At 40.3% G+C, this 22,525-nt stretch carries 17 protein-coding genes; 16 read left to right on the forward strand and 1 reads right to left on the reverse strand.

The features are described 5' to 3' along the window. Positions 1-2 precede the first annotated feature (2 nt). The 16 genes from bamA (at position 3) to DPX34_RS19620 (ending at position 21,518) form a co-directional block, all read left to right on the forward strand. Positions 3-2,513 carry an outer membrane protein assembly factor BamA gene (gene bamA / locus DPX34_RS19535; protein WP_111980117.1) on the forward strand — a complete coding sequence of 837 codons (2,511 nt, stop codon included), beginning with the start codon at positions 3-5 and terminating at the stop codon, positions 2,511-2,513. A 30-nt stretch (positions 2,514-2,543) separates the two neighbouring features. After that, a complete protein-coding gene (locus tag DPX34_RS19540) occupies positions 2,544-3,062 on the forward strand; it encodes an OmpH family outer membrane protein (protein WP_232824814.1) in 519 nt (172 codons plus the stop codon). Continuing rightward, positions 3,062-4,093 (forward strand): UDP-3-O-(3-hydroxymyristoyl)glucosamine N-acyltransferase, encoded by a 1,032-nt coding sequence (lpxD, locus tag DPX34_RS19545; protein ID WP_111980119.1) that lies wholly within the window; start codon positions 3,062-3,064, stop codon positions 4,091-4,093. The genes DPX34_RS19540 and lpxD overlap by 1 nt, the downstream gene beginning before the upstream one ends. A 78-nt stretch (positions 4,094-4,171) precedes the next feature. Further along, the gene (gene fabZ, locus DPX34_RS19550; protein WP_111980120.1) at positions 4,172-4,633 is read left to right on the forward strand and encodes a 3-hydroxyacyl-ACP dehydratase FabZ; all 462 of its coding nucleotides are present in this window, start codon (positions 4,172-4,174) and stop codon (positions 4,631-4,633) included. Position 4,634: 1 nt separating this feature from the next. After that, on the forward strand, positions 4,635-5,408 hold the full coding sequence (gene lpxA / locus DPX34_RS19555; RefSeq protein ID WP_111980121.1) for an acyl-ACP--UDP-N-acetylglucosamine O-acyltransferase: 774 nt from the start codon (positions 4,635-4,637) through the stop codon (positions 5,406-5,408). 12 nt (positions 5,409-5,420) lie between these two features. After that, positions 5,421-6,548 (forward strand): lipid-A-disaccharide synthase, encoded by a 1,128-nt coding sequence (lpxB, locus tag DPX34_RS19560; protein ID WP_111980122.1) that lies wholly within the window; start codon positions 5,421-5,423, stop codon positions 6,546-6,548. Then, complete coding sequence (rnhB, locus tag DPX34_RS19565; RefSeq protein WP_111980123.1) at positions 6,538-7,146, forward strand: ribonuclease HII; 609 nt, start codon at positions 6,538-6,540, stop codon at positions 7,144-7,146. The genes lpxB and rnhB overlap by 11 nt, the downstream gene beginning before the upstream one ends. A 47-nt stretch (positions 7,147-7,193) precedes the next feature. Beyond that, positions 7,194-10,625 carry a DNA polymerase III subunit alpha gene (dnaE, locus tag DPX34_RS19570; protein ID WP_438938525.1) on the forward strand — a complete coding sequence of 1,144 codons (3,432 nt, stop codon included), beginning with the start codon at positions 7,194-7,196 and terminating at the stop codon, positions 10,623-10,625. A gap of 221 nt (positions 10,626-10,846) precedes the next feature. After that, a complete protein-coding gene (gene accA / locus DPX34_RS19575; RefSeq protein ID WP_111980125.1) occupies positions 10,847-11,803 on the forward strand; it encodes an acetyl-CoA carboxylase carboxyl transferase subunit alpha in 957 nt (318 codons plus the stop codon). Positions 11,804-11,907: 104 nt separating this feature from the next. Next, entirely contained in the window at positions 11,908-13,281 is a 1,374-nt protein-coding gene (tilS, locus tag DPX34_RS19580) for a tRNA lysidine(34) synthetase TilS (protein ID WP_111980126.1), read from the forward strand. Between the two features lie 357 nt (positions 13,282-13,638). Then, positions 13,639-17,145 carry a family 31 carbohydrate-binding protein gene (locus DPX34_RS19585; RefSeq protein ID WP_111980127.1) on the forward strand — a complete coding sequence of 1,169 codons (3,507 nt, stop codon included), beginning with the start codon at positions 13,639-13,641 and terminating at the stop codon, positions 17,143-17,145. Between the two features lie 291 nt (positions 17,146-17,436). Then, complete coding sequence (locus DPX34_RS19590) at positions 17,437-17,637, forward strand: hypothetical protein (protein WP_157964800.1); 201 nt, start codon at positions 17,437-17,439, stop codon at positions 17,635-17,637. 1 nt (position 17,638) lies between these two features. Beyond that, positions 17,639-18,310, forward strand: coding sequence for a hypothetical protein (locus tag DPX34_RS19595; protein WP_111980129.1), 672 nt, complete (start codon positions 17,639-17,641; stop codon positions 18,308-18,310). A 396-nt stretch (positions 18,311-18,706) separates the two neighbouring features. Further along, positions 18,707-19,009, forward strand: a complete 303-nt coding sequence (locus DPX34_RS19605; RefSeq protein ID WP_111980131.1) for a hypothetical protein — start codon at positions 18,707-18,709, stop codon at positions 19,007-19,009. A gap of 5 nt (positions 19,010-19,014) precedes the next feature. Then, positions 19,015-19,923 (forward strand): Imm49 family immunity protein, encoded by a 909-nt coding sequence (locus DPX34_RS19610; protein WP_111980132.1) that lies wholly within the window; start codon positions 19,015-19,017, stop codon positions 19,921-19,923. Positions 19,924-20,504: 581 nt separating this feature from the next. After that, positions 20,505-21,518, forward strand: a complete 1,014-nt coding sequence (locus DPX34_RS19620; RefSeq protein ID WP_111980134.1) for a hypothetical protein — start codon at positions 20,505-20,507, stop codon at positions 21,516-21,518. A gap of 261 nt (positions 21,519-21,779) precedes the next feature. On the opposite strand, the gene DPX34_RS19625 is transcribed toward DPX34_RS19620, so the two are convergent. Then, on the reverse strand, positions 21,780-22,525 hold a 746-nt coding region (locus DPX34_RS19625; protein ID WP_157964775.1), incomplete at its 5' end, for a glycoside hydrolase family 1 protein.

A 22,525-nucleotide genomic window follows, 5' to 3' on the forward strand; every position in this document is an offset into this window, starting at 1 on the left:
TGATGTCGTTTAAAAAATCGTTAATTATGGGTGCATTAGCACTTGCTTTAAGTTCGAACGCACAGGCTATTGAAGAGTTTGTTCTTGATGATATTAAGATCAATGGTCTCCAGCGTGTTGCCTTGGGTGCAACACTTACTTATGTGCCTTTGCAAACTGGCGATAAAGTTAACTCATTTCGTTTAACTCAAACGTTAAAATCTTTATTTGCTTCAGGACACTTTGAATCAATAGAAGCTTATCAAGAAGGCCATACATTAATATTCAAAGTGCAAGAACGTCCCACAATCAATGAGATTATTTTTGATGGTAATGATGATCTTAAAGATGAACAGTTAACCGAAAATTTAGATTCGCAAGATATCCGAGCCGGTGAGCCGTTGGATAAAACGCTTCTAGCTAATTTAGAAAAAGGCTTAGAAGACTTTTATCAAAGTATTGGTAAATATAATGCGGACGTTGAAGCTAAAGTCACCTATTTACCCCGAAATCGAGTGGATCTGACGTTTGTCTTTTCTGAAGGCGATGCCGCTAAAGTAAAACAAATTAATATCGTTGGTAATGATTTGTTTTCAGATGAAGTGCTACTCAGCAAAATCGAATCCAAGCAGAATTTGCCTTGGTGGGATTTTATGGCGAGTGATCGTTATCAAAAGCAAACAATGCAAGGCGATCAAGAAACTATTGAGTCATTCTATAAAGATCGCGGTTATATTCGTTTTGCTATTGATTCAACACAGGTTTCACTAACGCCGGATAAAGAACAAGTTTACGTCACCATGAATGTTGAAGAAGGTGAAACCTATACGGTTTCTAAAGTCGACTTCGTTGGTGATCTGGTTAACCAGGAATCAACTTTCAAGCGCATGATGTTACTGGGTAAGGGCAGCTTGTACAATGCAGCCGCCTTAACGGCCAGTGAAGAAACCATGTCTAAAATGCTTGGTAATTGGGGGTATGCGTTTCCTGAAATTGAAACCATCCCTGAAATTGATGATGAGAAAAAAGAAGTTGCCTTAACGGTTAAAGTCGATCCAGGTAAACGCATCAATGTTCGTCGTATTATCTTCAATGGTAATGAAGTGACTGATGATGAAGTATTACGTCGTGAGTTACGTCAAATGGAAGCTGCTTGGCTTTCTAGTTACTCACTTGAAATGTCTAAATCGCGTATTCAACGATTACCTTATATTGAATCTGTTGAGTTTGAAACAGTCAGACTTGCCGAAGAAGACGACCAAGTTGATGTTATCTTCACGATTAAAGAACAAGCCTCGGGTACATTTAACGCCGGTGTTGGTTACGGTGATGCAACTGGCTTTAGTATGCAAGCCGGTGTTCAACAAAATAACTTTTTAGGTACCGGTAACATGCTATCGTTTAATGTAAATACGATAGCATACGCTAAAACCGCCAGTTTAAGTTTTACCGACCCATACTTTACGATTGATGGTGTGAGTTTAGGTGGAACGTTATCTTATCAAGAGATTGATTATGGTAGCTCTTATTCGAATACCGAAGATTATGAACTGACACGATTCTCTTCTTCAATTAATATGGGATACCCAATTGACGAAGTCAATCGTATTAATTGGGGGGTCGGTTATTTCCATAATGAAATGGGTAACGCGACCACACCTTCTGAAATGCTACGTTCGTTTTTCTATGTTTATGATGAAAAACAAAATAATGATAATCAATTAGTTTTTGATAACTTTGAACTGACTGCGCGTTGGTCTCGTAATACATTAAATAAAGGTTTATTCCCGACCGATGGATCAAATCAAAATCTATCAGCGAAGGTAACGGTTCCAGGTTCAGATAATCAATATTTTAAATTAAGTTTTGAAGACAAGCGTTACTATCCACTCGATAGACGGCATAATTGGGTTTTTACAACACGCTTGCGCTTAGGTTATGCTAATGGTTATGGTAGCTTAGATGGTGGTAACGACCATGTTCTGCCGACTTGGGAATTTTTCAGAGCGGGTGGTCAAAGTACGATGCGCGGTTTTGAAAACAACGTAGTCGGCCCTAAATTATTTTATCGAACCAACTCTGCTGATGCCGGTATACCCGATGATTTAGGTAATGTTGACCCTATATATAATACCAGCGAGTTTGATAACTTAACAAAAAGTGTTAGCTCAAATAGTACCTATGCTCGCTCTAGTGGGGGTAACGCGCAAGCACTTGCCACCATGGAAATGATATTCCCATTACCATTTGTAGAAGACGATGCAACAAGTTCATTCAGAACCAGTGCTTTTGTCGATTTTGGTAATGTATGGGATACTGAATTTGATATGGATAAATACAGCAATCTGCGTCAAAGCGAGATTAACAAAATAGACGATTATTCTGATCCGAGTCGCTACAGAGCATCTGCCGGTGTTTCGGTTCAGTGGATATCACCAATGGGGCCTATTATATTTAGCTTCTCTAAACCATTACAAAAATTTGATGATGATGAAACTAAATTTTTCAGCTTTAACATTGGTAACACATTCTAAAAATATATGAATTTCAAAGGGGATTATATCTTGAAAAAATTAACTTTAGCGACGTCACTAGCACTCGCATTATCAACTGGTTTTTTAAGTGCAGCGGCTACAGCAGCTCAAAAAATTGGTGTTGTTGACGTACAAGCGGTTTTTCAACAGCTGCCTCAAGCTGCTAGCATTGAAGCGGTTATTCGTAACGAATTTAAAGATCGCATAGAAGAAGTTAACCGTATTGAGCAAGATTTAAAATACTTCATGGATAAGCAAAAGCGTGAAGCGGCTACCATGAGTAAAGCTGAAAACGAAGAACTGGTAAAAAAAGCGTTAGCTTTACGTGAAGATTACACAAATAAAGCTCAGCCATTAGACCAAGAAATTCGTCAACGTAATGCTGAAGAGCGCAATAAAATATTAGCGGTTATTAAGCAAACTATTGATGCGGTTGCGGCTGAAGAAAAATATGACATGATAATTCAAGCTAATGCTGTTGCTTATATCGCTAGCGAGAAAGACAACATTTCAGCTAAAGTCGTGGATAAAGTTAGTAAAGCAAAATAATGATTGAAATAACGTTATCTGAATTAGCTACTCGCATTAATGCAAAATTAATTGGTGATGGCAGCGTCGTTGTATCATCTGTTGCGGGCATTCCTGATGCGACCGATCGAGAAGTCACTTTTTTAAATGATAAAAAGTATTTATCTGATCTGACAGAATGCAATGCCGGTGCTGTTATTTTAAAAGACGAGTTTTCAGATGCATTTTCGGGTAATCGCTTAATTGCAGATAACCCGTATTTAGCTTATGCGCTAACGGCACAAATATTAGATCCAACACCCACATTAGCAACGGGCATTGCCGAAGGCGCAATAATAGCCGCAGATGCTATTGTTGATGCTTCTGCTCATGTCGCTTCGGGTGCGGTTATTGAATCGGGTGCGACAGTAGGCGCTTATGCTCAAATCGCATCAGGCGCTTATATCGGTAAAAACGCAGTGGTGGGTGAGCACAGCAAGATCCATGCAAATGCAACTATTTACCACGGTTGCCGTTTAGGTCAATACTGTATTATTCATTCTGGCGCTGTTATTGGTTCAGATGGATTTGGTTTTGCCAATAATAAAGGCGAGTGGGTCAAAATACCGCAAGTGGGCAATGTTGTTATTGGTAATAACGTCGAAGTAGGTTCAAACACTTCAATTGATCGCGGCACAATCAAAGACACTCTTATTCATGATGGTGTTAAAATCGATAACCTTGTGCATATCGCCCATAATGTTGAAGTAGATGAAAATACAGCTATCGCAGGCGGTGTGATTATGGCGGGCAGTACCTATATCGGAAAACGCTGCACATTAGCGGGTGGTGTGGCATTAAATGGTCATATTAAACTGGCTGATGATGTTCATGTCACTGGTTTTTCAATGGTCACAAAAAGCTTAACTGAAGCGGGTGTTTATTCTTCAGGTCAACCAGCCACCACTAACCGTGAATGGCGCAAGAACACCGTTAAATTAAGACAAGTTGATTCACTTTTTGATCGCGTAAAAGCGCTAGAAGCTGAATTAAAAAACATCAAAAATAGCTAAAAAGAACTTGTCGGAGCGGTTAAAACGTATTTTACCGCTATACTCCGCGCAAATTGCATAAATTATAGGAATAAGATTTTGAGTAACGAACTAAAAACGGTAGATATCCAAGAAATTTTTGAATTATTACCGCATCGTTATCCGTTTTTATTGATCGACAGAGTCATTGATTTTGAAGTTGAAAAAAATGTACACGGTTATAAGAATATCACCATAAATGAGCCCATTTTCACGGGGCATTTTCCGGGTAAGCCTATTTTTCCTGGTGTGCTCATTGTTGAAGCATTAGCGCAAGCAACGGGTATTCTTGGATTTAAAACCATGGAAGCGCGTGGCGGAAGAACCGGCAATGAATTATATTTATTAGCATCAGTTGATAATGTGCGTTTTAAACGCCCTGTCGTGCCTGGAGATCAATTACATTTACACGCCGATTTAATTAAAGAACGTCGTGGCATGTGGAAATTTGCTTGTGAAGCTAAAGTAGATGGAAACGTTGTTTGTTCAGCCGATATTATGTGTGCAGCGAGAGAACTCTAATTTGATACACGAAACCGCAATCATCGAAGCTGGGGCTAAAATTGGCAATAATGTGCAAATTGGCCCTTGGACCTATATTGGAAATAATGTTGTTATTGGCGACAATTGCAACATCAGTTCACATGTTGTCATTAAAGGTCCGACTCGGATCGGCGCTAACAACCGAATTTTTCAATTTGGTTCGATTGGTGAAGACTGCCAAGACAAAAAATTTATCCCCGGTGAGCCGACTGAGTTGGTGATCGGTGATAATAATGTCTTTCGTGAATCCGTTACAATTCATCGTGGTACAACACAAGACAATAGCCTAACGCAAATTGGCTCTAATAATTTATTTATGGCCTATGTACATGTTGCACATGATTGCATGGTAGGTGATAACAATATATTAGCGAATAACGCGACATTAGCCGGGCATGTTCATGTTGGAAATTGGTCTATTTTAGGCGGGTTTACTGGCGTGCATCAATTTTGCAAAATTGGCAGCCATTCTTTTTGTGCTGTGGGTTCTGTAGTTGTTAAAGACGTGCCACCTTATGTTATGGTTGCTGGTCAAAATGCTGAGCCTCATGGAATTAACGCTGAAGGCTTAAAGCGTCGTGGTTACAGTAAAGAGCAAGTTTTAGCGATTCGTAGTGCTTATAAAACACTTTACCGAAGTGGTTTAACCCTAGCGGAAGCCACAGAAACGTTAACACAAGCCGCTAAATTAAACGATGCTGTTCAGCCACTCGTTGATTTTATTGCCCAGTCAAACCGCGGAATTATTCGTTAACAGGCGAGTATTATGCGCATTGCACTCGTTGCTGGTGAGGTATCAGGTGATATCCTCGGCAGCAACCTTATCCAAGAATTAAAAAAAATATACCCCAATGCCACTTTTGAAGGTGTTGCTGGCGAAGGCATGATTGAGCATGGCTGCAAAGCGTTGTTCGACATGGATGAGCTAGCCGTGATGGGGCTGGTTGAAGTTTTAGGGCGCTTACCGCGCTTATTATCTATTCGTCGCCAACTCGTTAAGTATTGGACTCAAAACCCACCTGATATCTTTATCGGTATTGATGCGCCTGATTTTAATATTACCCTTGAAGCTAAATTAAAGCGCGAAGGCATTAAAACCGTTCATTATGTGAGTCCGTCAGTCTGGGCTTGGCGTCAAAAGCGGGTTTTTAAAATAGCAAAAGCAACTGATTTAGTCCTCGCGTTATTACCTTTTGAAAAAGCATTTTATGATAAGTTTAACGTGCCGTGTGTTTTTGTTGGTCATACTTTAGCCGATCAAATACCGCTAGTGAGCAATAAACAAGCCGCGCGTGAAACCTTAAAAATAGCGGATAAACCCACATTAGGTGTTTTTTGCGGTAGTCGTGGTAGTGAAGTTGCATTGCTATCAGCGCCTTATTTGAAAGCAGCGGCACAACTCCAGCAAGAAAACCCTGAGCTTCAAGTTATCGCCGCCTATGTTAATGATAAACGTTTGGCACAACTCGAAGCCATTCGTAACGAGTTAACCCCCGATCTTGTCATTCACTATTTTGAAAAAAACTCACAAACGGTTATGGCAGCATCTGATGCTTTATTAATGGCATCAGGCACGGCGACATTAGAAGCTGCATTGATTAAGCGCCCGATGGTTGTAGGCTATCGTTTTAAAGCGTTATCCTTTGCTATTTTCAAACGGCTAGTCAAAGTGAAATATTTTTCGTTACCTAATTTAATTGCAGATAAAATGTTAGTTAAAGAATTACTGCAAGATGAAGTGACTGTTGACGCGCTCTATCATGAGCTGAAAGGATTGATGAGCGAAGATAACTCGTCTCTTATCAATGAATATACCGCTATCCATCATCAGCTGAAGCTCGATGCAGGTGCTCATGCCGCTAAGGCAATATCGGAATTAATGCATGCAAACTGAACTATTTGATTTAACCGCTTACGCCACCGAGGTTGTCGCAGGAGTAGACGAAGTGGGTCGAGGCCCACTTGTCGGCTCTGTTGTTGCCGCCGCCGTCATCCTTGATCCTAATAAACCGATTGTCGGGTTGCGAGACTCTAAAAAATTATCGGATAAAAAACGCGCTGCATTCGAGATTGAAATTAAAGAAAAAGCGCTGGCTTATGCCGTTGCAGAAGCAACGCCGGCTGAAATAGATGAAATTAATATTTTACAAGCCAGCTTTTTAGCTATGCGGCGTGCGGTTGAGCAATTGCAAACTCAGCCAACGTTTGTGCTTGTTGATGGTAATAAGCAATTAGACGGTATTGCGATGCCATCCGAAGCGATTGTTAAAGGTGATGATTTAGTCCCGGCGATTAGTGCCGCTTCAATTTTGGCTAAAGAATATAGAGATCGCCAAATGTTTGCGTTAGATGCGCAATTTCCCGCTTATGAATTTGCAAAACATAAGGGTTATCCAACTAAGTTACATTTAGCGCGTTTAGCCGAATATGGTCCGATTAGTGAACATCGGATGTCATTTAAACCGGTTATGCGTGCTTTGGAGAATAAATAGTGACTGATCCCAAGTTCATACATTTACGGCTCCATTCTGATTTTTCAATGGTTGATGGCGTTGCTAAAACTAAACCGATTGTTGCAAAAATTAAAGACATGAATATGCCAGCCGTGGCTATCACTGATCAAATGAACCTCTGCGGCTTAGTTCGTTTTTATGGTGCAGCACATAACTCAGGAATTAAACCCATTATCGGGGCTGATTTATGGATGCGCTCGCCTGAATTTGGCGATGAGCTATTCCGGTTGGTGGCTTTGTGCCAAGACAACGATGGTTATAAAAATCTAACGTTACTCATATCAAAAGCTTATCAACGTGGCGAGATTAAAGATCGCGCTGTCGTTGATAAAGACTGGTTGATTGAACATGCTAAAGGCTTAATATTATTATCCGGTGGCGTGCAAGGAGACTTAGGTAAAGCGCTGATTAAAGGTAACCAAGCGCAAGTTGACAGTATAATTACTTTTTACAAAACGTATTTTCCGGATGCTTTTTACCTTGAATTAATACGTACACAACGAAAAGATGAAGAAGTCTATTTGCACATGGCAGTCGATATTGCACAGCAATATGATTTACCGGTTGTGGCCACTAATGAAGTTGTTTTTCTGGAAGCCAAAGATTTTGACGCGCACGAAATCCGTGTGGCGATTAATGATGGCTTTACGCTTGAAGATCCTAACCGCCCTAAAAATTATTCAGCCCAGCAATATTTATGCACCGAAGCCGAAATGGTTGAAAAGTTTTCAGATATTCCTGAAGCGCTTGCTAATACCGTTGAAATTGCAAAGCGTTGCAATGTCACTGTGCTACTCGGTGAATACTTTTTACCTAAATTTCCGACCGGTGACTTAACCGATGCTGAATATCTGGTTAAGGTGTCTAAAGAAGGGTTAGAAGATCGGCTTGAATTTTTATTTCCTGATCCGGACGAGCGTGCAGTAAAACGTATTCCTTATGATGAACGTTTACAAATCGAGATGGACGTTATTAACCAAATGGGATTCCCGGGTTACTTCTTGATCGTGATGGAGTTCATACAATGGAGTAAAGATAACAATATACCGGTTGGACCTGGGCGTGGGTCAGGTGCGGGTTCGCTAGTTGCTTACGCACAAAAAATTACCGATCTCGATCCACTTGAATTTGATTTACTCTTCGAACGATTTCTAAACCCTGAGCGGGTATCAATGCCCGATTTTGACGTCGATTTTTGTATGGATCGCCGAGATGAAGTTATCGCTCATGTTGCCGACATGTATGGCCGTGATGCCGTATCGCAAATTATTACGTTTGGTACGATGGCGGCTAAAGCCGTTATTCGCGACGTTGGGCGAGTACTGGGCCATCCTTATGGTTTTGTCGATCGAATAACGAAATTAGTGCCTGGCGATCCGGGCATGACTTTAGCTAAAGCTTTTGAAGTTGAAACTCGCTTACCTGAACTATACGCTGCCGATGAAGATGTAAAAGATCTCATCGATATGGCAAGACAACTTGAAGGTGTGACCCGTAATGCGGGTAAACATGCCGGTGGGGTTGTTATTTCACCAACCAAAATTACCGACTTTTCGCCACTTTATTGTGATGCCGAAGGTAAGCAGCCTGTTACACAGTTTGACAAAAATGATGTTGAAACGGCTGGCCTAGTAAAATTCGATTTCTTAGGTTTACGCACCCTGACTATTTTGCAGTGGGCCATTGATATGGCTGATGCGCGTAATGTGAAAAAAGGGATCCCACCAATTGATATTGCGGCCATCCCTGTTGATGACCCCGCCAGTTTCAGACTCTTACAAAACGCAGAAACCACCGCCGTATTCCAGCTGGAATCAAGAGGGATGAAAGATCTGATTAAGCGGTTAAAGCCTGACTGCTTTGAAGATATGATCGCACTTGTTGCACTCTTTAGACCCGGACCCCTTTCGTCGGGTATGGTTGATAACTTTATCGACCGCAAACATGGTCGAGAAGAAGTTTCATACCCAGATGCTGAATATCAACATGAATGTTTGAAAGAAATACTTGAACCCACTTACGGCATTATCTTGTACCAAGAACAGGTTATGCAAATTGCACAAGCCATGTCAGGATATACCTTAGGTGGGGCAGATATGCTACGCCGAGCTATGGGTAAAAAGAAACCCGAAGAAATGGCGAAACAACGCAGTGTATTTGAAGATGGCGCGCGTAATAACAATATTGACGGTGTGCTTGCCATCAAAATTTTTGATTTGGTAGAAAAATTCGCTGGGTATGGTTTTAATAAATCACATTCAGCTGCATATGCGTTAGTTTCGTATCAAACCCTTTGGATGAAAACCCATTACCCCGCCGAGTTTATGGCTGGGGTGATGTCGGCAGATATGGATAACTCCGACAAAGTGGTAACACTTGTTGATGAGTGTGAACGTATGGGGCTTAAATTATTGCCGCCAGATGTTAACTTTGGCCAATACAAATTTACGGTTACCGAAGCGGGTGAAGTTGTTTATGGTATTGGTGCCATCAAAGGGGTCGGTGAAGGGCCTATTGAAGCGATTATTGCGGCTAGAAATGAACACGGTGCGTTTTCTGATCTCTTTGATTTTTGCAACAAAGTGGATATTAAAAAAATCAATCGCCGTGTGCTCGAAAAATTAATTAAAGCGGGGGCGATGGATAAGTTAGGTCCTCATCGTGCCGCCATGATGGCCAGTTTAAATGACGCGTTAAAAGCGGCTGATCAACATCATAAAGATCAGGCCATTGGCCAAGATGACTTATTTGGCATATTAACGACTGAACCGGAAGATGTAGAGCGGGCTTTTTCAAATGTGCCTAAATGGCCAGAAGATGTTTGGCTTGAAGGTGAGCGCGAAACGTTGGGGCTATACCTGACAGGACACCCGATTAATCGTTACCGTAAAGAATTACGCCAATATACCAATCGTAAAATTGCCGATTTAGAACCAACGGCTCGTGGTGTTGAGGTGATCTCTGCTGGTTTGATCTTAGGCGTTAAAGTCATGATCAACAAAAAAGGCAATCGTTGGGCTATTGTAACCATTGATGATAAATCAGCTCGAATTGATGTGCGTTTTTTCCCCGATGCTTATGACGAGTTTGAAGAACTATTAGAAAAAGATAAAATTATAATAGTTAAAGGCCGTGTACAGTTTGATGACTTTAACGGTGAAAATATGATGGGCGCATCAGACGTGAAAGACATTGTTCAAGCCCGCGAACAATATGTTAAATCGCTAGAGGTTAATTTGTCATCTGACCTGTTTCAACGTGACTTTGTGCAAAAATTTAAGCATGTCATGATGGCTTATAACCAAGGCTCTATACCGGTTAAAGTTAAATACAAAACTGATAAAGCGCAAGCCGAAATGAAATTTGGTATTGAATGGTATATCACACCACATGATAGGTTGATCTATGATTTACAACAATTAGTCGGTGAAAATGCGGTTTCATTACAATATGATTAATGACGAATTCTAGGTATTGTCTTGGTATTGATACGATCGTAACGTTTTAGTGGTACTACCACGTATTTTTTAAGAAAAACGCTAGCTATCGTTAATTCGGTTACATACAATAAGCGCAATTTTTGACTAGCTAGTTATAACGTTAGCTAAATCACACTGTTAGCCCAAGTAAAATATGATGGCTGACAAGGTAGAGATGATATAAATCACGGGTAGGATTAATGAGTTTAAGTTTTTTAGACTTTGAGCAACCAGTTGCCGAGCTTGAAGCACAAATTGAAGAATTAAAAAATGTTAATAAAGGCAATGAGCTAAACATTGACATTGAAGAAGAAATTGCGCGCTTAAAAAATAAAAGCGTCGCGTTATCTAAAAAGATATTTTCAGATTTAGGTGCATGGCAAATTGCCCAAATAGCTCGCCACCCTAAACGTCCCTATACACAAGATTACCTTGATTTAATATTCACTGAATTTGATGAATTAGCCGGTGATCGTGCTTTTGCTAATGATCCGGCTATTGTAGGTGGCATAGCACGTTTTAATGGCGAGCCAGTCATGGTTATTGGTCAGCAAAAAGGTCGTGATACAGCCGAAAAAATTCGTCGTAACTTTGGTATGCCTCGCCCAGAAGGTTATCGTAAAGCATTACGTTTAATGGAGATGGCTGAGCGTTTCAATATGCCCGTCATCACTTTTATTGATACACCGGGTGCATACCCAGGTGTTGGTGCTGAAGAGCGTGGTCAAAGTGAAGCCATCGCAACTAACTTAAAAGTCATGGCGGCTTTAAAAGTGCCCGTTATTTGTACGGTAATTGGTGAAGGTGGTTCGGGTGGTGCATTAGCCATTGGTGTTGGCGATCGTGTTAACATGTTGCAATACAGTACTTACTCTGTTATTTCACCTGAAGGCTGCGCATCCATTTTATGGAAAAGTGCAGAAAAGGCCCCGCTCGCCGCAGATGCAATGGGTATTACTGCGCATCGTTTAAAAGAACTAAATTTAATCAACGACATTATTGAAGAGCCATTAGGTGGCGCTCATCGTGATTTTGATTTTATGGCTCATAATATTAAGCAAACGATCAGCAAGCAACTTGCTGAGTTACGCGCTAAGCCAGTAGAGACTTTACTTGAAGAACGTTACGATCGCTTAATGTCTTTTGGTTATTGCTAAACACAAATTAAATTTGTTTTAGTTTTAATGATAAAAAATGCCGCACTAGCGGCATTTTTTATGGGATTGTTTCACAGATTACTTTATGAATTGCATTGCTAACGATGATGAAAACCACGCCATTTAACCAAATAATTCAATTGGGTTATCCCATTGTTGTCGCTTATAGTGGCGGGCTAGATTCAACCGTTTTATTAAAACAATTAGTTGAATTACGTAAGCGACAGGCTTTTCCGCTTTATGCTATTCATATTCATCATGGCTTAAGTACCCATGCCGATGCATGGCTTGCGCATTGCAAGCAAACCAGTGAAGAATGGGGGGTTAACTTTTATCATGCCCATGCTCATATAACGCAGCAAAATCAGCAAAGTTTAGAAGCTGTAGCACGAGATGCTCGTTACCGCTTAATCACTGAGATCATTAATCAAATTGCGAAAGAGGGCGCTTACAACGCGGTATCGCTTATCACTGGGCAACATAAAGATGACCAGGTCGAAACTTTTTTTATTCGTTTAAAGCGCGGAAGTGGACCTAAAGGCTTATCGGCTATGGCCAATAAACGTACGGTAAATGATTTAATTACGCTTTATCGTCCGTTATTAAACACCGACAGAACAGCATTGTTAACTTATGCAGAGCAAAATCAATTGCAGTGGGTTGAAGATGAAAGTAACGCCGATGATATGTTCGACCGTAACTTTTTACGCAATAACGTTTTACCTATTATTAATAAACGTTGGCGTGGTTTTAAAGACTGTGTGGTGCGAAGTGCCGAACTCGCTGCTGAATATACACAAATTGTTGAAGAAGTCGCGAGCGAAGATTTAACACAGATTAAAGTGTCTGCCAATCAATTATGCTGTGTGCGTTTAAGCACGCTATCTGACAATAGACAACGAGCTGTATTGCGTTGTTGGCTGCAAACATTGTGCAGTCAATTACCTAGCCAAAAGCAACTACACGCAATTCAGCACGAAGTAATCAAAGCACGAGAAGACAGTCAAGCCCAAGTTAAATTAAAGCAGGGGAGTCTGCGGAAGTACCAGCAGAAATTGTATTTTTGCCCTCTGCTGGATGAGATCCCCGTCGAGGTCATTAAACCTATTATATGGTCATCGCCTTTAAGCTCGCCATTGCGCAATCTTGTTTACAATCAAATTATTTATTGTGAAGATGCTCTTGTTTGTGATCCGGAACGTTCATTAATGGCTGTCAGAGCGGCGCATGCCGATGAAATTGTGTCTATTCATTATGGCGTTTCAGGCTCTGTGCTGTGTCAACCCGCTAACCGTGGCAGAAAACGCAGCATAAAAAAATTATTGCATGAATATAAAGTGCCTTATTGGCAACGCCATCTTGTTCCCTTTTTATTTTATAATGATCAGCTTGTTGCTGCTATTGGTTTATGGCCTTGCAGTGAGTTTGTTACCTCAAGTGAATCAAGCGTTTTGTATAGTATTAACCCCCCCATATAAAATATAAATAACACCTAAATATGACCAGTGGTCATATTTAGGGTTTTATAATTAATTCTCTAAATTTATTTCTCCCTCAATATTTAAAATACTTACAACGCGATAGTTTGGTACGAGTATACGTATATTCGGTATTAATCATTCGCTTGATGGTTGTTTAAGCTAATTTGAAAAAACAAATACAATATAGTTGTTGATGTTATCGTTAACAAAATGTAAGTTTCAGTTTGCTATGTATGCGTTATGTAGTCCATTTGTTTATAAATTGTTGCTAACTAAAACAATAACCTTTGCTTTTTATTACCGAAATCAAGCTTAAAAAGCTAAGCAAGGTGTTATCAATTGGAGACACAGAGAGTGAATAAACCACAAATTAAAATGAATAAAGTTTGGGTTGCGATGACAATGGCAGGTGCGCTTGCGGCCCCTAATATTGCTATCGCGGCTTGTGATGCTGATTTTGGATTAGATTATATAGACGACAATACGGCTCGTTTATATCATAAAGATTTAGGTTGGACAGGCGGTTTTAAATACCTTTGTTCAGCTGGTGATGCAGATTGTGCAGATGCCACTCGCGAAGACGGATACTTTTATCGCACCATTAATAATGCGGTTGTTGGTCAAACTTACAATGCTAAATTTAAAGTACAAGATAATGCAGTGGGTCAAGCGATCATTGAAGAATCGATCACCTTTAATACTGACTCATGTGATGTGCTTTCTGGCACTAATACGCCAGAAGAGCCGGTTGAACCAGAAGAGCCCACTGAACCGCAAGAGCCAGAGCAACCGGTTGTAACCGGGGCTGAATTTGGTTTAACAAACGAAGGTGTTGTATATCACCTTAAAGGTGAGCAAAGCGGCTCTTGGGCTTATCTTTGTTTAAATAACAATTGTCAAAGTGCAACGGTTAATGGTTTACGTTACGAACATGCCTTTGGTAATGTTGATGCGAGTACGGCCTATGTTATTGAATTTAAAGTTCAAGATAATACAACCGGCCAATGCTTATCAGGGCAAAAAACGTTAAACCCTGGTCAAAGTGCTGACTCTGATTGTGTTGAAGGTGTGCCCGTTGAACCAGAAGAACCTGTTGAACCGGAAGAGCCGGTTGAACCGGAAGAGCCGGTTGAACCGGAAGAGCCGGTTGAACCGGAAGAGCCGGTTGAACCAGAAGAGCCGGTTGTCGATGGTGACAATGGCTTTGATGTGATAAATGGCAATACCGCATTATATTGGCATAAACAGCTTGAAGGTTGGCCGACAACAGGTGATTACTACATGTGTAAAAACCTTGAAGCCGATTGTTATCGAGCGAGTTTAGTCGATGGTCGCTGGCAAGTTGAACAAAACAATATGGTTGCAGGCAGTTTTACTGCGCAGCTTAAAGTACCGGGCATGGGCTCAGATAACTTCCCTAAATGGCAGGTTGATTGGGCTGGCGGTGCTGCTAACCCAGAAACCCCTGGTAATGGTGAGCAACCTAGCAGCGGCGGTGTGATTGTGGGTAGTAAGAACCCTGAAATTGTTGCCCCCAGTATTCATACCGAAATTTTACCCGCGCTTGATTATGGTTTCACCGCCGAAACCGGCAACTTTTTAGTGGGTGGAATTGGCAATGGAGACGCATTGTTTGGTCGCACGCTTTACACTTTCCAACCTGATGTGGCTAATTCCGGCACAAGTAACTGTGTTGATTGTGCCGCTTGGCCTGCGCTTATCGTTGAAAGTGAAGAAGCCTTAGTGCGTCCATCACGTTTAGTCGGTGAGTTGAATACGATCACTTTACCAACGGGTGATTTACAGGTTACTTACCAAGGTAAACCGCTCTATTTTAGATCGGCAGATACGCTACCAGGGCAAATAGAGGGTGCAAACGAAACATGGCCTGTTGCTATCGTTGAAACAACGGCTGTTCCAACAGAGTTATATGCAGATGCATTACAAACGCCAAGCAATATGGTTGTTGCCGATAATGGTTTCCGCTTTGATATTATGAGCAATACAGTTGAGTGGCAATTTGGTTCGGCTTTAGGTACGACAGTAAATGGTAATGTTGAATTTTTCTGTTCACCTGACCAATTAAACTTTTCATCGGTTAATGTTTCAGGTGGTCAAGCGACTATTCCTGCGGCATGTGTTAACGCAAATGAATATTGGTATTATTTTAGATATGAGTTAAATAATCCGGGTGCGGGTCATTATGAAATGGATGATGATCATAGTTTTGATGCTTCCAGTGCTTATCGTTACACGGCTTTATTTATTAACGATGGAACACGTCTTGATTTAACTCAGCGTGATTCTTTTGTTGATGTTGCCGCTAACTGGATGCGTTTTCGTCATCCAAGAGCTTATGATGGGGTTACCGAAGCGATACGTGATGCAAGCCATAACTTCTCGCGTTTAGCTGAGCTTGCGCGTTACTCAATTGAAGCCACAGAAACCACAACGGCTAATGGTAATATCAATCTTGTACTTGATTTTGAATTACCGTATTCGAAAGGTCAGGGGGCGATTGAAAAAGGCTTGGTGCGGGTTGAGGGTATGCAAAATGGTGCGGGTGATGCGAAGTTACCGACTTGGCGCTTTAACTTTATATCGTCAAATAATGAAACGACCTATACAGCTCAAGGTGAATGGTCTTATGGTCAATCACTTAGCTTTGAAATGACCGGTGTCGTGGGGCATATCAGCTCGCAAACTTACAATACCTTCCAGTATTATACGTTTGGTCGTGGTTTTCATAACCCAATTAGTGATCCGCGTTTATCGTTAGTCGGTAAAGGCGGTACCCACATGGTTTATAACATCAAAAACTATGGCATGGAGTTTAAAAATGGTGCGACAGGTGCGGGCATTTCTGACATCATTATAGATAAACATGCGATCTTTACTCAGCATTTAACCACAATTACACAACCAGCTGAAGTTGATGATTTTTTATGGGGGCATCATTTATTTCACGGCGTTAAGTTATTACGCACTAGCCAAGAGCAACCCGATCAATCAAACATGGGATCGGTACCTGGCGATACCGGTATGGGTAATGTATTACCAGATATAAAAGAAGGTGCACCGATTGCGTGTGGTGATTGTCATTTCCGTGATGGTCGTGGTTCACATGTTATAAACACGCCTAATGGTGAGCGTATTGCGCCACCAACGTTTGGTGTGGGCTTGTTACAATACATTGATGGTCGTGAAGCTGGCTTTACATGGACAGGTGACGTGCCAACGGTTCGTCAACAAATCAAAAATGCACTGGTGAATGATCATGGTATTGATCCAAATAATGCAGAAGAGATAACACCAGAAAATTTAGAACTAATTGCTAAATATACCGAGTTCTTAACCGTACCGACTCGTTTTCCTGGTACATATGATGAAGCCGGTGTAGAAGAAGGTGAAGTATTGTTTGATGATGTTGGCTGTGCAAGTTGTCATACACCTGTGCAACGTACGAGCTTACAAGCACCGTTGAAGTTCCGTGACTTAAGTATTCGCCCATATACCGATATGAAAGTACATCAAGTTGCCGATGGAAACTACCGTACGGCGCCACTTTGGGGCTTAGGGCGTAATATTCAGTTACTTGAGAATAACAACAAAGTGGTTCGTAATGAATTGGCAATGCCGATTGCATTGATCGGTACACATGATGAGCAAATGGATAAGCATAACTTTACAGAGCGTGCGATTATCTTTATGCATGATGGCCGCGCAACCAGCCTGGTTGATGCGATAAATAAGCATAAAAATACCGCGGGCTCAGGTGATGCTGATCAATCTGTCGATAGCTTTAATGCACTATCGTCGGCAGATAAAAACAATATTGTTAAATTTTTACGTTCTTTATAAATAGGCTTCGGCTACGTTAACTTGTTGTTAGCTTGCACGTAACGTAGCCGATTGTTAAAGCGTTATTAATAAATGATAGATAAAAATAGAGAATGAAAAACAGAACGTAAAAATAAACGTTTGATGTGTAAAAACCGCACGGTTAATCTTAACCGTGCGGTTTTTTTTATTTTAATGCTTGAGTTGGCGCTAAAAAATAACTCAGGTGTTGAATCTTGAACCACACAGGGTTAACCAATTTATAGTGGTATGATCGTTTGGGTAAGGTAATTTTATCGATGACTGTCCTGCATGAATATGACGCTGGATAATAATGCCCAAGCTATTGTAGAAGTGAAAACGGGGCCAACATCAGAGTTGTCTGTGGGGCAGACTATTAATTATAATGCAGCGACCTTAGGTGTGGGCACGCTACGTGGGCCAAGGGCTAAGCAACTAGATTTAGTAAAAGCGCCAAGTGTGGTTTATATAATAAGAGACATAGAGTTATAAGATGGTTAAGTTTAATAAAGCAAACGTAATAAAATATTGCAAAGAGGTGGCCAGTCAGCATGACGATTGGACGTTTACATCTGGCTTTTTTGTTAAAAAATTAAACAAATGGCTGCATATAAAAGTTGACCCAAGGTTGTATTTTTGGCCACAGGGCACAAAGAATATGGCTGGGGCTGTGCTGTCATTGCCACTTTTTGAAAGAAGCTTATTAAAAGAAGTATTTGGAGAAAGAGACTCCTATACTTTTCAAGCAAATAATTATGGTTTGCGAAAAAACAGCTTAATAGAGTCGTCACTTTTTGCCAATGATGGCAGTTGCTCTATCGCGTTAGCTAAGCAAGAAATGACACGTTGGTTGGCAGAATGCGAAGCGGCGGTTGCTTTTGACTATGATATTACCAGTGAAGACAGTATTTTTAATTCAGTATGCAAGCTCATCGATATGACTTTTACTGACCAGAAAAGCGTTAAGCTCTGTGTTTATGCCGCCTACCTTGGCAAATTTGATTTTGTTGAGCAACACTTTATGCCTTATATACAGGATACGAGTAAAAGAAAGAGTGAAGCTGAGGTTAAATTTGCCGAGCTATTACCTGAGTTTAAAGGTAGATGGCAAAAAACGGGATCAGCGATTAAACCCCGTAAGACGGTTTACGAGGCTCGAGTGTAAGCCGCCATCATGAACCATATTCGAAGGTCTTTATTTTTACCTGCTAATGGTGTTCTCGACTCACAAAACCTTTGTTGGGTTTATGCCGATATTGCACCACCCAGCTTACGCGCCAACGGCGCTAAACCGGTCTACTTTAAAAATACGAAACCTTTTAGGCTTGAGGTAAACCATGCGGGACAGGCGCGAATAAACCTTTGATTTTATTTGGTATTACATGATTTTATCGATGACTGTCCTGCATTAATATGATTAAGGAGTTTGAGGGCTAATGTCGTTAAGTCTTAAAATTACACTCACTGAAAACCATGCGGGACAGGCGCGAATAAACCTTTGATTTTATTTGGTATTACATAATTTTATCGATGACTGTCCTGCATGAATACATAATTCTGCATGAATAAACAACTGAAAAATTCTGGCGCGGCGAAATTAAGCACAAAAGGTGCTGGTGATACCAATCAAGGAAGCCCTGAATGGCAAAAAGAAGTATTACGTAGACTAGAACTTGATAGTCCAGCATACAAAGAAGTCAAAAAAGCTATAGCCAATAAGACAATCCGATTTGGCATTGCTGGCGTTACTAAGAAAAAAATAGGGGATATTGATAAAGGAAGTTTGTTAATAACTGAGGTGACAGTGCCCAACAAAGCAAAAACTGGTACTGTGACAGCGGCAAGTGAATTTACAGGGTTCTAAAACTTATGACTAACTACCAAGAATCAATAGTGAAGGGAATTGCTCATAATAAACCTCGATATATAGCGGATAAATCAAATGCATTAAACCACATAGCTTACAATACCGGCGATCCTATCGCCTGTCTCGAGCTGTTGAGTGTAAAGTATCAATCGGGTGCATTGGTTGAATGGTTTGAAAATAGTGACTTACTAAAATGTAAATCTAATGCGTTTAATGCAGCTAAGCTTTTCGCATTGGCTGTGTATCGGAAAACGCATGAATTGGACGAACTTTACTTCAATTCTACATTTAGGCACTTTTACCCTCTACTGAGTGATGCTGAAGAGCTTATTTGTTGGTCTATGCAAAATGAATCCTGTGTTGGTGGTATTGTGAAAGGTAAGCGAGCTTGCCTAGATACCAATAAATTTGAGTATCACTCTACGAACACCTTGTTGGCATTGCGTGGCGAATTTGAGTTACTTAAAAAGCGCAGTGAATATATTTTGGACAACCCAACGACCAAACCTCGACTTAAACGTTACATGCGGGATTATGAATACTTTATTGCGTTAGCGGATCACGATATAGAAGGTATTCAGCGCAACTTAGATGAATTAACTTCAAACAAAGTCGCTCGTGTAAGAAATAAAGAATTTGAATTTGGTTTAGAAGAAAATATGGTTGCGGTAGTAGCCTTTATATTTGCGAAAATCGCTTGGCGTCATGGTTTAGAAGTGGAAGTTAAAAGTCCTTGGGTACCTGATGAATGGTTACCTATAGCTCCTTTGGATGTATATGAGCAACCATACGAATTTTTAGAAGCTCACAACATATATTCTAATTACGGGGGAGTGTTTGAAAGTTGCACGCCTAAACTTGAACGCTCTGATTTTAGGGATCTATCTTCAATTATTGATCCTTATCTTTAACTACAGCTTCCTAAATGTTGTTTGTCGGATAGGTGATGCTCATTTCTGGAACCCCGGAGCTCTAATTAACCAGCAACCCGTAAGACGGTTTACGAGGCTCGAGTGTAAGCCGCCATAATGAACTCTAAGCAAAGGTACCTATTTTTACCTTTACGTAAGGAAACCATGCGGGACAGGCGCGAATAAACCTTTGATTTTATTTAGTGTTACATAATTTTATCGATGACTGTCCTGCATGATATGTTATGTGAATAATGTATAGATGTTGTTGATGAGACATTCGAAGAATCTAAACGTTTACTTGAGTTTAAATCAGTTCAAAAAGTACCACCATCTGATTTTAATAATCAGTTTATTAAAGATTTAAATAATGGTGCTGTGAACAATTTAGATCAAATTCAATGGATATTTGATGGGCGAAAATCGCCAGATAACTTTAGATCCAATATGGAAACGGCAATTGATAATTTGCCTATAGATATTACTACAGCTAATAAATTTAACTTTTCATCAGATGTTAAACTGAAAAATGAATTAAAATCTCGATTTGATGAAATTTTTAGATTAGCGGAGTAGTTATTGTGGAAATCCTTGAGGTTAACAAAATATCCAACGTTTCTTGTATCGTTGCTACAGATGAACATTTGGCATTTATCCAAGATAATGTTCTTTGCTACAAAGGTTTTGAATTACACTTAACAGGTCGAGATATTTGTCCTGTGGTTGCTGGTAAACAATTGTATCTTCAAATTGATGGGGACCTACTTCGTGTGTCAGATACTGGAAATCTTGAGGTAGAGCATAAAGCTATTAAAAACGCCAAATCAACAGGCTACTGGGTTATCAATGAAAATAGTTTTCTTAGAGAATGTATTTTTGAAACATCTGAGTCAATAAGTCTTTTCGTACATAAGCAGGATGTATGGGAGAATGAGCCTAGCCCATTAAATCGAACCAGCTTTTTAAATGAAGAGGTTATCGTCCATTTTAACGATCGTGCGCTGGAAGTACGCGCGTTAATAAATTATGAAATTATTTACCAGTTCAATACTTTGCAAGGCTATAAAGTCACTAATTTTGTTAACATGGTGGATGATATATTTGTATTCATTCAAACGAAAAGGTTACCCGCGCCTCACTTTGTAGAAACGGTTATTACAGCCGTTAATTTAAATAGTGGTGAGCAATTGTGGCAGCTAAGCCAGTGTGGTGTCGACTATTCTAGTTATTATCATCAAGCAAATGATGGGCTTTTATACGCCTTAATTAGCTTTAAGGTAAAAGAGGATACGGGGTTGGCTCTGCATACGTTAAACCCTGTCAATGGCGAGCATTCCAAAGCAATTATTGTTCAAGAGCCGTCGTCGGTTCAGTCGTGGAATGCAACGATAAATGATGAGTATTTTTACGCCTCGAATTCAAAAAATGGTTGCTCTGTCAAAATGGTTAATCTCAACAATAAAACGATGGAATGTGAGTGTAAACTCGGTCTACCTTCTGGGGTTCAAATAAGTCAACCGTTAGTGATTGGTAACAAAGTTTATGTATTAGATTCAATTAAGCAATTACACGAATTGGAAGTGGTTAGCCCGTAAGCTGCCATAATGAACTCTAAATGCAGGTGCCTATTTTTACCTTTACGTGGCTTTCTCAGGTACATAACCTTTGTTGGGTTTATGCGGATATCGTATCACCCGGCTTACGCGCCAACGGCGCTAAACCGGTCTACGTCGTTTAAATTGAATAAATTTATCGCAGTATGACGGGTTAAATGGATTTTGTAGGGTGGTTTAGCGAAGCATGAGCGTAAGCCACCATTTTAATACACACCCTCCTTACACAATTTAATACATACTTTAATAAACAACGTTTGACCCTCTCGTGCCATTTTGTTCCACAGTCAAGGGTTTACTTTTTGATTCATTTTGCATGATATTTTGTTTATGTGTTTGTAGTAATGATTTAAACCAATAACCGCTTTGTTTTATTGTGCGTTGTTGGGTTTGATGATCGACATAAACCAAACCAAAACGTTTTTTGAACCCTTCATGCCATTCAAAATTATCTAATAATGACCAAGCAAAATACCCTGCACAATTTGAACCGGCTTTAATGGCTCGCGACACTTGATGCAGGTAGGCATTAAAAAATTCAACGCGTTTAATATCATCAACCTGATCATTAACAATATGATCAGTAAAGGCTGCGCCGTTTTCGGTGATAAATACTTTAGGGTTGTTATATTCGTCTTTAAGCAACATTAATAATTCGTATAAGCCTTCTGGGTAAACCTCCCAGCCCATGCTGGTATATTGCACGTTGTTGAGTTCATATTCTTTTTCGGGCGCTTTGGCCTGATATTCGGGCCAAAATTTATGCCCGATAAACCAAGGTGAGTATTTAACGCGATCACGTGAGTAATTATTAATTCCGATAAAGTCAATTGGGCTATTAATGATGTTCATATCGTTAGCTTCAATGGCCGGAAAAAACATTTTAATGCGATCTAGATGAGCTTGCGGGTAATAACCGCGCAAAATAGGGTCCAGAATCATGCGTCGCATGGTTAAATCAGCAAATTCAACTGCTTGATGGTCATATG

Source organism: Algibacillus agarilyticus (assembly GCF_003286125.1).
Classification (GTDB): domain Bacteria; phylum Pseudomonadota; class Gammaproteobacteria; order Enterobacterales; family Alteromonadaceae; genus Algibacillus; species Algibacillus agarilyticus.